The following is a 14,055-nucleotide window of genomic DNA, read 5'->3' as shown; positions in this document are numbered from 1 at the left end:
GTTGTTAACAACGAAAAACCAATTGGATAATTGTACCTTCACCGAGCTTACTTTCTATTCTTATTTCAGCGTCATGAATGTTAGCTATCTCCTTACATAATGAAAGCCCGAGCCCGAGGCCTCCTCCATTCGCTCTCGATCTCGATTTATCGGACATAAAGAAGGGCTCAAAGACTTTGTTTATGTCGTCATCAGGAATACCAATCCCTGTATCTTTCACTTCAAGAATAATTTTTGACTCCGTATCTTTGTATGAGCGTAGCAGTATTTTATCGTTGTTCTTCGATGCTTTAATCGCATTGTCTATCAGGTTTGCAAGCAAAATTTTCATCAAATCCTTATCCATGAAAACACTCAGATGCTCCGTCGATATTTCCAGATCGATATTCTTTATGTTCAGCTTTGGAATAAAGGAATGTTTGATTTCCACAAAAAGTTCGTCAAGTTTTCCCGTTTTTAACTCAAAATCTTCTTTTCGCAAAACAATGAGCTCCATCAGCTTAAATGTCAGTTTCTCTAGCCGCTTTCCTTCTTCATAGATAAAGCTTAATGAGTTGATATACGTCTCTTCATCGTATTTATTCGTTCGTAAATAATCCGCATAGCCGATGATCGAAGTTAAAGGAGTCCGAAGTTCATGTACCAGGTTATCGATAAACCTTTGCTTGTCTTCTGAAGATCTTTTAAGCTGGTTTACTTTATCTTCTACATCAACGGCCATCAAATTGAAATTTTCCGCTAACAAACCGATTTCATCTTTCGATTTGACCATGACTCTTTCGCTGAAATTCCCGCCGGCAATTATTCTTGTTGACTGGATTAGTTTATTAATCGGTTTTACGATAAACATGCTCATGATGATGGTAACAATGACCAAAATGGCTGAGACAAGCGCATTTAACTTGATTAAAAGGCTTAATAAGTCTTCTCTATTTTCATAAACACTCGAAATATCTTTCACGTATGAAAGCTTATAGTGATTATTTTCCAAATAAATATTCTTCGCTATAAATAAGTACGTCTTTTCCCCTAGATCCCGTATGATGTAATTTACTTTATCAGATGGGATGTTTAATTCTTCTCGATTCGTAAGAGTTATCTTGTTATTTTTAAAATGACTAAAAATGACTTCGTTTTTTTCATCTATTACATCTAAATACACATCCTGTTCTCCGAGGTTGTCCAAGTACGTACGAATCATGGAATCTATGTTTGGTTTGCCAACCCCTTCTGCATCTGGAGTTGAAGATTTTTGAACTTTAAGTAGATAGAGATTTGATTCTAAAGAGTTAGCAAATCGATCCTGTTCACTTATCCCGGAACGGATCTCCATATTGAGATTGAGTTCAAAGCTGCTATTAATCAGGTAAATGGATGCCGGTACAAAAAAGATTTCGAAAATGATTAATGTACATAAAAATATCCTCTGCCAAAATTTCATTTATTCCTCCAGCCTATATCCCAATTTAAATACTGTTTTAATTTCATCTTTCCATCCCAGCTTTTTTCTTAGCTTTTGTATATGGTTGTCAATCGTCCGAGTCTCACCAACGTAGTCATATCCCCAAATTTTTTCTATGATTTTTTCCCTCGTTAATACGATGTTTTTATTTTGCACTAAAAACACCAATAATTCGAACTCCTTCAAGGTAAGCTCAATCATTTCACCGTTCTTTTTCACCTTCATTTCTTCCAAGTATACTTCTGTGTCTTTAAAATTTATGATGTTGCTTTTTTTATTGTAATGCCGTAATACATTTTCAATCCTGGCCAGCAATTCAATTCCTTCAAACGGTTTCGTCATATAGTCATCTACTCCCGCTTTTAATCCATACACCTTATCTGTGACCGAACTTTTCGCAGTTAAAAAAATGACAGGTATCCCTAAAGGTTTAATTTTTTCGAATAAAGTAAATCCATCAACTTTCGGAAGCATCACATCCAAAAGTATGAGATCAAAACGATCTCTTTCAATCACATTTAGGGCTTCCTCTCCATCAAAAACGACTGTACTCTCATAATTTGCTGTATTTAAATTCAATTTAATTAAATTTGCTACTGCGATATCATCTTCAACCACTAAAATTTTTATCATTCCGTTTTTACCTCGTTCCTTTTGTAACGGTTAGATGGAGTAAGTACCATTTCGGGCACTTACTCCATCTTATCCGTCCTACAATATCTTCATTTACTTACAACGCTCTGAAATTCTCACTGTGGTCTTTTTCTTCGGAAGGTAGAGGGAGCAGTCTGTCATAATTAATCTCATAACTAGATACGGAATAATTCTTCAGACTAATGGTCATCTCTGCATCTCTTCCATCTTCCAGGTTGCAAAGAACACGTATGGTTCCGGAACTAGCGCTCTTACTAACCTTCATCGTATTTTCCTTCACATTTTTCTGTTGTTTATCAAAAAAGTTGATAACCGCAGATTTAACTTTCGCATCATCGATTGTTGTCTCTGAGCTTCGATTTCCATCAGTGAAAGCAGTTAAAGCAACAATTTCACCTGTTTTTTCATTTATGACAATGCGATTAGAAGCGGCCATTGGCTGGTTTAAGTCTTCAGCACGAACAAACTGTACCACGATAATATCAGCCGTATCTTTTTTCGCGTTTTCTTTTAATACAGCTGCATCTTCTTTTGAAACGATATCCATAAAGAACTTAAAGTCTTCTTGGTTGTTCGTTCGATTTACATGGGCCTCACCAAACGATTTTGCGTCAAGCCCCATATAGTCTTTTAGAGCTTTCGTTGCCATTTTTACCGCTTCTTCATCGCTAATCTTTCCATTTGCTACTTTGACTACATCATTTGTAGTGGTTTGAGTTGTGCCATTTACTTCTTTGCTTGCCAACGTTACGACTTTGTTTTTCGTAGAATGAATGGCGTTATCGCTTGCAAATACTGCTGCTGTAGCACCGCCTACAATTGTTAGTGCCATTGACAAAACGAGAATATTTTTTTTGTTCATGGTAATGCCTCCTGAAATTTTTTGTTTTTGGTTCGGGTACGTAACCCTTGTTACAGTTCATAGAATATAGCGTTCATATGTTAAAAGTATCTTTCAGTTGTCTCCAAGTTGTAAATTCGTTACCGATTCAATTTCTACTATTACTATAGAAAATATAAAGCAAAGAACAGTATCCAACAACAAATACTGTTCTTTGCTTTATTTTTCAAATTATGCTTATTTAAGATCGAAACGATCTGCATTCATTACCTTCACCCATGCAGCAATGAAGTCACGCACAAACTTTTCTTTGTTATCGTCTTGCGCATAAACTTCTGCAATGGCACGCAGAACAGAGTTTGAACCGAACACGAGGTCAACAGCAGTTGCTGTACGCACGACTTCCCCCGTTTTGGAATCACGTCCTTCAAATACGCCTCCGTCTACAGGTTTCCACTGTATGCCCATGTCTAGCAAGTTAACAAAGAAGTCGTTCGTGAGTGTACCTACACGATCCGTGAATACACCGTGTTGTGTGCCACCGTGGTTGGTGCCAATAACACGCATACCGCCGACGAGTGCAGTCATTTCTGGAGCAGTAAGGTTTAGTAGCTGTGCCTTGTCTATCAGGAGATCCGCAGGACTGACGCGATATTGCTTCTTCTGATAATTCCGGAAACCATCAGCGATTGGCTCAAGCACAGCAAAGCTTTCTGCATCGGTTTGCTCTTGTGTTGCATCGCCACGTCCAGGAGCAAAAGGAACCGTTACATCAAAGCCAGCATCTTGTGCAGCTTTTTCTACTGCAGCACTACCGCCGAGCACAATCAAATCGGCCATGCTGACTTTTTTACCAAAGTCCTCTTGAATGACTCCCAGGATCGTAAGCACCTTTTCAAGTTTTTTCGGCTCATTCACTTCCCACTCCTTCTGTGGAGCAAGACGGATGCGAGCACCATTCGAGCCACCACGCATATCCGAGCCTCGGAAGGTACTAGCGGAAGCCCAAGACGTTGTTACCAGCTCGCTGACGGTAAGGCCCGAGTCTAAGATGCGTGTTTTCAGTTCTGCTACATCTGCATCTGTTAATTCATATTCTGCAGCGGGTACAGGATCTTGCCAGATAAAATCTTCTTCTGGAACTTCTGGGCCTAAATATCTTGAGCGAGGCCCCATGTCGCGGTGTGTGAGTTTGAACCATGCAGTTGCAAATGCATCTGCAAACTCTTCTGGATTCTCATAGTAACGACGAGAAATCTTTTCGTATGCTGGATCCATACGCAAGGCCATATCCGCAGTGGTCATCATCGTTGGAACACGCACAGACGCATCTTCTGCATCCGGTGCAAGATGCTCATCAGCAGGATTAACAGCAACCCATTGATGTGCACCTGCTGGGCTTTTGGTCAGCTCCCATTCATATCCGAACAAGAGTTCAAAGAAACCATTATCCCATTGTGTCGGGTTTGCAGTCCAAGCCCCTTCAATACCGCTGGTGATGGCGTCGCGACCTTTACCGGAACCGTGTGTGCTCTGCCATCCTAAGCCCATGGCTTCCAAAGGAGCAGCTTCCGGCTCTGGGCCTACTAGAGCAGCATCTCCTGCGCCGTGAGCCTTCCCAAATGTATGACCACCTGCTACGAGTGCAACGGTTTCTTCATCGTTCATTCCCATGCGTTTGAAGGTTTCGCGAATGTCACGAGCACTGGCAAGCGGATCTGGATTCCCGTTCGGACCTTCGGGGTTCACATAAATCAGACCCATTTGAACAGCAGCAAGCGGATTCTCGAGATCACGATCGCCGGTGTAACGATTATCGCCTAGCCATTCCTTTTCAGCACCCCAGTAAATATCTTCTTCTGGATGCCAAACGTCCGCGCGTCCGCCTCCAAAACCGATCGTCTTCCCGCCCATGGATTCAATAGCAGCATTACCAGCGAGAATGTACAAGTCTGCCCAAGAGATCTTGTTGCCATATTTTTGCTTGATCGGCCATAGAAGGCGTCGAGCTTTATCAAGGTTGGCATTGTCTGGCCAACTGTTAAGTGGAGCAAAACGCTGTGTGCCGGTTCCAGCACCACCACGGCCGTCTCCTGTACGATATGTACCAGCGGAGTGCCAAGCCATACGGATAAATAATGGCCCGTAATGTCCGTAGTCGGCAGGCCACCAATCTTGGCTGTTTGTCATGAGATCATAAAGATCCTGCTTGAGAGCCTGGTAGTCCAACTTCTCGAACTCTTCTGCATAATCGAATTCTTCTCCCATAGGGTTAGATTTTCTGTCATGCTGATGCAGGATGTTCAAGTTCAACTGGTTGGGCCACCAGTGTTTGTTCGACGTAGCACTAGGGTTGTGATTCGTAGTACTGCCATGCGAAAACGGACATTTTCCAGTGTTAGCGGTTGCCATAGAGTCCATTTGTCCCTCTCCTGTCATTTAAATTAAGTATTAAATAATAATACTTCTAATTAAGTTATATATCAGTTAATAAGGGAAATCAACATTTTTTTGTTTTTTCCTCTTGAGGATTAAAATATATCAACTCTTTCATTTCCGTATGGTTGATTCTAACGTATGCAAAGACCGTGTAGATTATGATCTTGTCAAGCTCCATTGTTCGCCTTCTATTCGAACTATCACAAAAAGCCCACTTTTCTCCCCGAAACGGAATGTGTGGGCTTTTTGTGCGTAACTAATTTACTTGATAGTTATTTGAAATTCGGAGCCTGGCACACCGGTAAATACCACTGTTCCGCTCTTCGGCAGAGTCACTTTATTCTTGTCGCTGACGATGGAATAGTTGAGAGGGTATTTTTTAGTTAGCAGAGTCTGGAGAAATCACTTCCCATTTTCCAAACAGTGTGAATCCTGCTGCTTTCGCCAAAGCCGTAGACGTATGGTTATCGAGTTGGCATCGGTACTGCGGCTCGTATCCCTGACTATAGGCGTATTTGGAGATGGAGCGCACCACTTTACGGGCGTGACCTTTTCCTCTAAAGGACGTCAGCGTAAGTACGCCAAGATCTGCGATTTGCGCATCCTCTTCCCATGGATACATACTGGCAACGCTGACCAGGCGATTTTGCTCAAAAGAACCAAACACTGCCCAGTGATCCAATTCCACATAAGCGTCATCCAAGTCTTGTTCCGATGCGGAGGATGTAAACTCGGAGAAAACCAACTCGTCTCGCTCGGTTAACCGGCGCAGGTCACCTTCGAGGTTATCTTGCAACAATACGTTCTTATCGGCTTTTGAAAAATAAAAAAGATAGTCTGCTCCATGTAGCGTAACGCCTGCTTCATTCAATTTCTGGCGAAAGATCAACTCAGTCAAGGATTGTTGTTGGAAGAGACCTATTTTTTCAGCGAGCTCAGGTGTTAAGACCGCCATCACTCGTCCATCGGAAGTTTCCAGCACCATGACCCGGCTATCCTCGTCAAGTGCATGGTTTATGGCAACAGTAAAAGATTGATCGCTATAGAGGATCTCACCGTTCAAAAATTGTTCCCGCCAAAAGTCAGTGATTGTCTGTGAAAATACAGGCGCACTTCTTACTGGATTTGTCATTATGTTCACTTCCCTTTCAGATTCATCAAACAGTTCTTCTGCCATTATGTATGCTTAGGAAGTTTCTTTAGAAATCGCTCGATTGCATCCATATAACCCGGTATCGTAATTTGTCGCGGAGCGAAAAGACTAATGATGACTGCCTGCATATTTGAATTTGCCGTTTGCTTGCTTAACATAGAGTGATCAGCATCAGGAAAGACCGCTACGGTTAGCAGCTCAGGTTTTACGATATCACGATATACCCTCTCCGTTTCCTTTGCATCGACATGTATATCTTCTTCCCCCAGAATCAGGAGCACAGGCGAATTGAAATTCGGGAGGTCATTCGTGGCATCTGACAAGAAATTTTTGCTCACAAAAGTCCATCTGTCTTTTGACATCAAACTATTTTCGCGAGCAATTTTCACATACTCCTCATAGGATGCCTGTTTTTCCAGTAACGTGAGTACTTGCTGGTCATACGCCTCTTTGTCTTGAATTTCCGCTTCTGAGTACCCGTCTATCACCATATTTTTGTGTGTCTGATATTGCCCTTGACTTACCCAATGAATGGCGGGTGATAGAAGTAGGCTAAATGCGAGCGGTTCCTTCTTGGCGAGCTTTGGAATAACCCATCCCGCCTGGCTTGCTCCCCAAACCCCAATCTGTTTCTCATTAATCATCGGCTGCTCTTTTGCCCAAGCAATAGCCTGACGCGCTTCTTCTACGCGGTCATCTATACTCTGGTGTAACCAATTGCCCTCGGAACCGTTTATTCCTCTCTTATTAAGGGACAAGGAGGCGTAACCAAGTGAAGCTAACCGCTCCCATAGCGGCTTATAGCCATCATCATGAGTGGCATCAATAGGTCCATCACCATGTATAAACAAGACTAAGCCCAATTTGTTCGTGTAGTTTTTAGGCAGTACGAACGTACCTGTCAATTTGCCTTCAGATGTCTGGATTTCAACGACTTGCTCAACCATATCAAAGTTGTTTTGTTCCAAAATGTATAATCCCGCACCGCCAAATAGCAGGACGATCATCATGATGGAAATCATTATTTTCTTTTTCATCTACCCTTCTCCTCTTAAAAAATTTCTAAGTGAATTTCTCAACCATACACTTTAGGTCAGACCTAAGGTCAAGTAATGGAATGAGTAAGGCAGATGCAAAAAATCGTGGTATTAAGCCTTCGAAAGGGCGTCTCTTTTGCGCAGATACCCATCATTTTCTTAGTACAAGTTGAATGACATGGGCTAATCCGGTGTGCGCCTTTCCTGCCACACGTTCTTGTTCGCCGTAGAAGAAATGGACCACCTCATGACCTTTGCACCAAGCAAGAATTTCCCTTGGATCATAAAGCATGTCAAGATCCTGGGGGCCGCCTGTACCATACTTCAATTGTTCCTCCGAGAATACCTCAAGCATCATAATCCCTCTCGGCTTTATTGCCTTTTTCATTTTATTCAGAATCATGGTCTGCGCATTTTTATGAAAATGTCCATATACCATAATCGCGGCATCATATTCTTCGCTCGGCACCCCCTCTTCCAAAAGGTCCATTTTTTGGGTAATTACGTCAACGGAATGCTTCTGCGCCAGTTTTTTCGTTTTTTGCAATCCGCTCTCCGCATAGTCAATGGCTGTCACTTGAAGATTTCTTTTTGCTAAAAAAACGGCATTCCGGCCTTCACCCTCTGCGAACGCAATCACTTTTTGTCCTTGTTCTAACCGATAAGCCTGTTGTTCAATAAAAACGTTAGGTTCTTCCCCATAAAAATATTCTTCCGAATGAAAGCGCTCATTCCAAATATTCGCCATACTTACCAGCCTCCCGTCATTAAAATCCATTGTGGATTTATTATATCTACAATATCTGCAAAGACATGGATATGTCAATATCGCGTGGTATCGAGCGTATTTACAAAAGAGACTATCTTTGAACGTACCTCTTGACCTTAGGTCTGACCTACGGTGTATGGTAGAGATATTCCACCACGTCTATAGGAGTAACATTTATGAAAAGTGAAATTACCATTAGCGAACTAGCGAAGCTTATGAATGTGTCTGTTCATCAGATTCGTTATTTTGAAGAGAAAGGGGTTCTTCTACCTGCTTACTTCGATAACAATCAGTACAGGATGTACAGCATGGATCAAGTTTACCAGCTCGCCCATATTCTGTTGCTGCGCAAATTGGGAGTGCCTGTCCAGTCGATTAAAGAATGCATGACTTCCTATTCTGCTGATCAATACGGGCAACTACTCAATCATTCTTTGAGAGAAATAAATAAAGAGTTGCTTCGCCTGCAAGAGCTTCAGCAATTCATAACAAAGGTTTTGCATGAACAAATGAATTTTCAATCTCACACGAATCCCTACCAAATAAAGTGGCGCGAAACCACTTATTTAGCACGGTGGCTGGAAATGAGTTCACAAATGACGCTAAACGCCAAACTGTTGGCCGAACAGGCCGAGTCTGTCCCGAACTTGTTCGAATCGGACATTCATTTTATCGAGCATGGTTCCAGTACCATTACGTTATACACGGAAACAGAAGCGCCTGGCGATTTTTCATTGCCCAGTGGCAACTATCTGTCTACCCAAAGGCTGGTCCATGAAGAGGATGACCTTGACCAAGTGATTGAACAGTTTTACTCCTATGCCGCAGCACAGTCTCATGTTATACAAGGACCCTTGATCCTCATTGAAAGATCTTACTTATCCCTATTTAGTCAAGGTCAACTGCACTATGAACTACAAGCTTTGATCGAACCGACTACCCATTCCGAAAAGGGAGACTGATCATGACAGTACCACCAATTACGATAGAACCTATGCATTCTATGTACAATCAACAGATTGGTCAGCTTCTTGTTCACGGGTTTCGCGGGAAATTCCAAACCCTTACGAAGCTCAATGATGGCGAGCTCGTCCTCTTTTTCGAAAAGTTATTTGATCATGTTCCTGCAGACCCTGCGAGTCAACGAATGGTCGCGCTACAAGAGGGAGAAGTTATCGGGACGATATCCATCAAGTGGAAAACCGAATCTGATCGCATGCAAATTTTTCCTGCATGGAAGAACCTCGATGGTTTTGGCAAATGGAATCTCCTGAAAATGTTTATCGGGTTATCTCTCTTAGACCATAAACCACAGGCAGGTGAATGTTACATTTCAGATGTTGTTGTCCATCCGGATCATCAAGGCAAAGGAATTGGCAACCTGCTATTGCAGTGGGCGCAGGATTTCGTACAAGCGCAGCCAAGCCTAGACAAGTTAAGCTTGTACGTCGCGGGAAAAAACCCCCGGGCTGAGCAACTTTACCAGCGATTGGCGTTCCATACGCAACGAAGAGTAAGTAGCTTTTTATCACATCTTTTATTCAAAGAGAAAAAATGGAGCTACATGGTGAAGAGATTGAAATGAAACATGACAAAGGGCGAATCGTCTCTACACGACATCCGCCCTTTCACATGATGGTACTGGAAAGCATGAATTTGATTATCACTCTACTTCACAAGAAAATCTGATTAGTCGGCAGCTCTCTAATTCTTTCATTTGTACGTTGTTTATGATCTCATTCGCAGCTAAACGGCTAATGATGGGAGCTAATGTAACAGCTGAATGCATAACGGTCAGATAAAGACCCTTTATTTCGTCATGAAATCCAACAATGGGGTAACCGTCTTCAGGCATGGGTCTTACCCCTACCTTGATGCTTTCCAGCTCCAACTCTTCCCCTCCTATTAAATTGTGCCGAAGAATGTCAAACGCCCGCTTTCCTATTTCCTCCGGTCCATTTTGTTCAGACTCATCAATATAATCTTCCGCTGCTAGTAACGTATCATCGGTTAGTTGTCTCGCTTCAAACTTAGCATTTGAAACTACGGTGTGGATCAACTTTTCTTTCGATTTCATTCGGATCAGTATAGAAGGCGAAGGAGCGACAGGAACATCAAAGCCTAATGGCTTACAGAGTTCGGGTATAGCTGCGCCAGTTGCTAATACAAGAACGTCTGATTCTATAAAACCTTTGGAGGTGTTTACCCCAACAACCTTGGAAGCCTCTGTGACGATTTGCATCACTTTTGTATCAAACAGGGTGTTCGCCCCATTTTCTTCTGCTTTTTTTACGAAAAGTTTAGTAGTCAAAATTGGATCTAGTGCGCCTTCTTCGTTCGCATAATAAGCTTCCTCGGGGTATTCCTTTAGATTTGGTTCTAATTCTATGATTTGCTGCCGTTTTACTAGTTGTTTACGAGACCCCTCATTGTCTGTAGGGACTTCCCAAGTCAATGATCCATCCCATTTTATTTCTAGATCAGGTATCTCTTTTTCTAATTCATGATATTCGGCTATGGATGCATCATACAAATGTCGAAAATTTTCTAATACCCGGCCCGATGGATGAATCCAAGCGAAAGATTTCTGAGTGGCTTCACATGCAGCAGACGAATTCGTCTCTATTAGAGTGACATTCTGATTCTGCTTTGATAAGGAATAGGCCATAGCTGCACCAACAAAGCCTGCACCAACTATTACAATTTTTTGATTCTTCATCATGGGCGCTTCCTCCTGACTACATCGTAAGACTACCTCGCCATCAAGCTCTTTGCTCATACAGCTTAACGATTTCGATGATGGTGTTCACAGCGTGCATCATGTTGTCTACGGAAACATACTCGAACCGTCCGTGGTAGTTTTCCCCGCCTGTGAAAATATTCGGAGTTGGCAACCCCATGTAGGATAGCTGCGAGCCATCCGTACCACCACGAATCGGTTGAATATTTGGCACGATCCCGAGGTTTTCTAGTGCTTGCGTGGCGATGTCCACTACTTCCATGACAGGCTCAATCTTTTCCCGCATGTTGAAGTATTCGTCTTTGATTTCGAGCTCAATTCGCTTCTCTCCGTATGTTTTCTGTAACTCTTCTACGATACGAGCCAGTTCAGACTTTCTCTCCTGAAACCGATTACGATCGTGATCCCGGATCAAATAACGCAGCTGCGTTTGCTCGACGTCACCTTGAATGGAAGACAGATGGTAGAAGCCTTCGTAGCCTTCCGTCTCCTCAGTCGTTTCATTAGCCGGCAGCTTTCCATGCAGCTCCATGGCTATTTTAGCAGCGTTGACCATTTTGCCTTTGGCCGATCCGGGGTGAACGTTCGTCCCTTTGCAGGTAATGGTGGCAGACGCAGCATGAAAGCTCTCGTACTCGATCCCGCCAAGAGGACCGCCATCCATCGTATAGGCATATACGGCGTCGAAGGCGGACACATCAAATTTATCAGGGCCTCTGCCGATTTCTTCATCCGGGGTGAAGGCTACTCTTACTTTCCCGTGTTTCAGTTCTGGATGGCGAATCAGATAGTCCATGGCGGTCATGATCTCGGCAATACCGGCTTTATCATCAGCGCCAAGCAATGTGGTACCGTCTGTTGTGATTATGGTGTGGCCTTTGTAGCCAGCCAGCTCGGGAAACTCCTGCGGCGAAAGGACAATATTCAGTGCTTCATTCAAGACAATGTCTTGTCCGTTATAATTTTCAATGACTTGCGGTTTCACGTCAGCGCCTGTAAAATCGGTAGCCGTATCCATATGAGCGAGAAAACCGATTGTGGGAATTTCTTTGTCTGTATTGGACGGTAGGGTTGCCATTACATAGCCATTCGAATCCATCGTAACTTCCTGCATACCTATAGCTTTCAGCTCGCCTACAAGCATTTGGGCCAGTACTAGTTGTCCTGGTGTTGAAGGGCACGTTTCACTATTTTCATCGGATTGTGTATCAACTTGTGCGTAAGAGATGAATCTATTTATGATCTCCGTTTTCATGGTCTTATCTCAACTCCAGTACAATTAGTCACACCTCTTCTAAAAAGAGGTAATCTCGTGACAAATTCTACCACGATCCCCATCGATTCTTCAATCGATTGGCCTAATGCTTTGATAGATGAGTTGCACAACGCCAGAGGAGAGCGTTTTGGTATTCACCAAACTCAAATTCAACCTCTGTTTTATATCCATAAACAACGGCTTTCCTTCTCCCAAAATAACAGGGTGAACAGATAATCGAAATTCATCTACAAGCTCTAAACTGATAAATGTTGTAATAAGACTGGCTCCACCATATAACCAGATGTCTTTTCCGGGCTTATTCTTTAGGAGATTTACTTCTTCAAGAATATTATCGTTAATGAATATTGCTTTATGATCAGTCCCTTTCTGTGTCTTGGAAAACACATATTTTTCTTTACGATGAACCAATCCCCAAATCTCTTTTTCCGTATCCGTATGTTCATTTTCCGGCGTATATTGCCCCCATAAATCATAACTTTTTCTTCCATAAAGAATCGTGTCGATTTGATGTAAGAAATGAACAAACCCCATTTCAGCGTCCATTATGCACCAATCAACTTCTCCATTTTTCCCTTCAATAAACCCATCTAACGTAACAGCTAAATCTAATATGACTCTTCGTCTCATGAGTGGTTACCCCTTTCGTTGATCTCCACCCATTTTAGACCTTTAAATATGTCATCTTATGTCTTATTCGTAGTATAAAAACAGCTCACTTCATTAGCGATAGGTACCAATGCGTGCATGCTCAAGCTATCGAAAAGGGAATCGGATGTGGGGCGTTCTCATGTCCATGCATCGGGCAACAAATATCCTTCTGCTACCAGCATTGAGTTGCCTTCCAAGTAAACGGATTCGGCAGCATAATCTGTAAGATGGCAAGAAATTTTAAGTGGTCCCCCTCGAGTAAGTAGGTTCACAGGGGTGTCTACATGTCCTAAAATACCGGCAATGATGGCTGCAGCTGTCGATCCGGAACCGCACGCGTAGGTCTCTGCTTCTACTCCGCGTTCATAGGTTCTGATGCTAAGCGTTTGCCTATCAATCCGTTCCACAAAATTAACATTGGTACCATTGGGAAACTGCTGCAGATCATTTCTGACCATCCGTCCCCATTCTCTGAGCTGGTCGTCCGCTATCGCGATAACATTTTCCACAAACCAGACCGTGTGGGGAACGCCGACAACACCATAGTGGTAGACGCCGCTTGGTCCGTCCCACTCATATGGTTGATTCAGCTTCAGCGCTTGCAATGGAACGTCCGGGAACTTGACCTTCACGCTGTTCTGATTGAGCTCTGCCTGATAGATGCCGGCCATCGTTTCGAAGCTCATCTTCGTTTCGGCTGCTCCGATGTGGTAAGCAAAGCGCGACATGCACCTTGCACCGTTGCCGCACATTTCTCCTTCACTGCCATCTGCGTTAAAATACCTCATCTTAAAATCAGCGATGTTGGAGTTCTCCAGCAGCATGAACCCATCCGCACCGATTGAAGCTCCTCGCCTGCATACATTTTGGACAAAGGCTGAAAGTGCAACCTCGTTCAACAGGCCATCGCGATTGTCTACTACAATAAAGTCGTTGCCACAGCCATTCATTTTTTTAAACGGGATCCCACGTTCAAACATTACTCTCCCCCTGATTATCCGATGTAGTGTTTTCATCCAAGCAACTGCTCCAC

The 14,055-nt window shown here is 42.9% G+C and carries 13 protein-coding genes; 2 read left to right on the top strand and 11 right to left on the bottom strand.

Annotated features, from left to right (window positions below; genetic code table 11):
- Window positions 1–4: 4 nt before the first annotated feature.
- From BBR47_RS14585 to BBR47_RS14555, 7 genes are all read right to left on the bottom strand, one after another.
- Complete coding sequence (locus tag BBR47_RS14585) at window positions 5–1,441, bottom strand: sensor histidine kinase (protein ID WP_015891173.1); 1,437 nt, start codon at window positions 1,439–1,441, stop codon at window positions 5–7.
- Complete coding sequence (locus tag BBR47_RS14580; RefSeq protein ID WP_015891172.1) at window positions 1,442–2,095, bottom strand: response regulator transcription factor; 654 nt, start codon at window positions 2,093–2,095, stop codon at window positions 1,442–1,444.
- A gap of 97 nt (window positions 2,096–2,192) precedes the next feature.
- On the bottom strand, window positions 2,193–2,978 hold the full coding sequence (locus tag BBR47_RS14575; RefSeq protein WP_015891171.1) for a hypothetical protein: 786 nt from the start codon (window positions 2,976–2,978) through the stop codon (window positions 2,193–2,195).
- 216 nt (window positions 2,979–3,194) lie between these two features.
- A complete protein-coding gene (gene katG, locus BBR47_RS14570; RefSeq protein ID WP_015891170.1) occupies window positions 3,195–5,378 on the bottom strand; it encodes a catalase/peroxidase HPI in 2,184 nt (727 codons plus the stop codon).
- Between the two features lie 397 nt (window positions 5,379–5,775).
- On the bottom strand, window positions 5,776–6,528 hold the full coding sequence (locus BBR47_RS14565) for a GNAT family N-acetyltransferase (protein ID WP_015891169.1): 753 nt from the start codon (window positions 6,526–6,528) through the stop codon (window positions 5,776–5,778).
- Window positions 6,529–6,572: 44 nt separating this feature from the next.
- On the bottom strand, window positions 6,573–7,586 hold the full coding sequence (locus tag BBR47_RS14560; RefSeq protein WP_015891168.1) for an alpha/beta hydrolase family protein: 1,014 nt from the start codon (window positions 7,584–7,586) through the stop codon (window positions 6,573–6,575).
- Between the two features lie 151 nt (window positions 7,587–7,737).
- The gene (locus BBR47_RS14555) at window positions 7,738–8,334 is read right to left on the bottom strand and encodes a class I SAM-dependent methyltransferase (protein WP_015891167.1); all 597 of its coding nucleotides are present in this window, start codon (window positions 8,332–8,334) and stop codon (window positions 7,738–7,740) included.
- A gap of 197 nt (window positions 8,335–8,531) precedes the next feature.
- On the opposite strand from BBR47_RS14555, the gene BBR47_RS14550 reads away from it, so the two are divergent.
- Complete coding sequence (locus BBR47_RS14550) at window positions 8,532–9,317, top strand: MerR family transcriptional regulator (RefSeq protein WP_015891166.1); 786 nt, start codon at window positions 8,532–8,534, stop codon at window positions 9,315–9,317.
- A 2-nt stretch (window positions 9,318–9,319) separates the two neighbouring features.
- Window positions 9,320–9,940 carry a GNAT family N-acetyltransferase gene (locus BBR47_RS14545; RefSeq protein ID WP_015891165.1) on the top strand — a complete coding sequence of 207 codons (621 nt, stop codon included), beginning with the start codon at window positions 9,320–9,322 and terminating at the stop codon, window positions 9,938–9,940.
- Window positions 9,941–10,018: 78 nt separating this feature from the next.
- On the opposite strand, the gene BBR47_RS14540 is transcribed toward BBR47_RS14545, so the two are convergent.
- The 4 genes from BBR47_RS14540 to dapF form a co-directional block, all read right to left on the bottom strand.
- Complete coding sequence (locus BBR47_RS14540) at window positions 10,019–11,077, bottom strand: NAD(P)/FAD-dependent oxidoreductase (protein WP_015891163.1); 1,059 nt, start codon at window positions 11,075–11,077, stop codon at window positions 10,019–10,021.
- 40 nt (window positions 11,078–11,117) lie between these two features.
- Complete coding sequence (gene pepT / locus BBR47_RS14535; RefSeq protein ID WP_015891162.1) at window positions 11,118–12,350, bottom strand: peptidase T; 1,233 nt, start codon at window positions 12,348–12,350, stop codon at window positions 11,118–11,120.
- Between the two features lie 90 nt (window positions 12,351–12,440).
- Window positions 12,441–13,001 carry a dihydrofolate reductase family protein gene (locus BBR47_RS14530; RefSeq protein WP_015891161.1) on the bottom strand — a complete coding sequence of 187 codons (561 nt, stop codon included), beginning with the start codon at window positions 12,999–13,001 and terminating at the stop codon, window positions 12,441–12,443.
- A 158-nt stretch (window positions 13,002–13,159) separates the two neighbouring features.
- A complete protein-coding gene (gene dapF, locus BBR47_RS14525) occupies window positions 13,160–14,002 on the bottom strand; it encodes a diaminopimelate epimerase (protein WP_015891160.1) in 843 nt (280 codons plus the stop codon).
- Window positions 14,003–14,055: the final 53 nt, after the last annotated feature.

The sequence above is a fragment of the Brevibacillus brevis NBRC 100599 genome, assembly GCF_000010165.1.
Taxonomy (GTDB): Bacteria; Bacillota; Bacilli; order Brevibacillales; family Brevibacillaceae; genus Brevibacillus; species Brevibacillus brevis_D.
This window is presented reverse-complemented; position numbering and strand designations above follow the sequence as displayed.

What these genes read in the sequence shown, in the direction of transcription:
- BBR47_RS14560 (WP_015891168.1), bottom strand. Translation starts at nt 7,586, where the DNA reads ATGAAAAAGAAAATAATGATTTCCATCATGATGATCGTCCTGCTATTT.
- BBR47_RS14530 (WP_015891161.1), bottom strand. Translation starts at nt 13,001, where the DNA reads ATGAGACGAAGAGTCATATTAGATTTAGCTGTTACGTTAGATGGGTTT.
- katG (WP_015891170.1), bottom strand. Translation starts at nt 5,378, where the DNA reads ATGGACTCTATGGCAACCGCTAACACTGGAAAATGTCCGTTTTCGCAT.
- pepT (WP_015891162.1), bottom strand. Translation starts at nt 12,350, where the DNA reads ATGAAAACGGAGATCATAAATAGATTCATCTCTTACGCACAAGTTGAT.
- BBR47_RS14540 (WP_015891163.1), bottom strand. Translation starts at nt 11,077, where the DNA reads ATGATGAAGAATCAAAAAATTGTAATAGTTGGTGCAGGCTTTGTTGGT.
- BBR47_RS14550 (WP_015891166.1), top strand. Translation starts at nt 8,532, where the DNA reads ATGAAAAGTGAAATTACCATTAGCGAACTAGCGAAGCTTATGAATGTG.
- BBR47_RS14580 (WP_015891172.1), bottom strand. Translation starts at nt 2,095, where the DNA reads ATGATAAAAATTTTAGTGGTTGAAGATGATATCGCAGTAGCAAATTTA.
- BBR47_RS14565 (WP_015891169.1), bottom strand. Translation starts at nt 6,528, where the DNA reads ATGACAAATCCAGTAAGAAGTGCGCCTGTATTTTCACAGACAATCACT.
- BBR47_RS14555 (WP_015891167.1), bottom strand. Translation starts at nt 8,334, where the DNA reads ATGGCGAATATTTGGAATGAGCGCTTTCATTCGGAAGAATATTTTTAT.
- dapF (WP_015891160.1), bottom strand. Translation starts at nt 14,002, where the DNA reads ATGTTTGAACGTGGGATCCCGTTTAAAAAAATGAATGGCTGTGGCAAC.
- BBR47_RS14575 (WP_015891171.1), bottom strand. Translation starts at nt 2,978, where the DNA reads ATGAACAAAAAAAATATTCTCGTTTTGTCAATGGCACTAACAATTGTA.
- BBR47_RS14585 (WP_015891173.1), bottom strand. Translation starts at nt 1,441, where the DNA reads ATGAAATTTTGGCAGAGGATATTTTTATGTACATTAATCATTTTCGAA.
- BBR47_RS14545 (WP_015891165.1), top strand. Translation starts at nt 9,320, where the DNA reads ATGACAGTACCACCAATTACGATAGAACCTATGCATTCTATGTACAAT.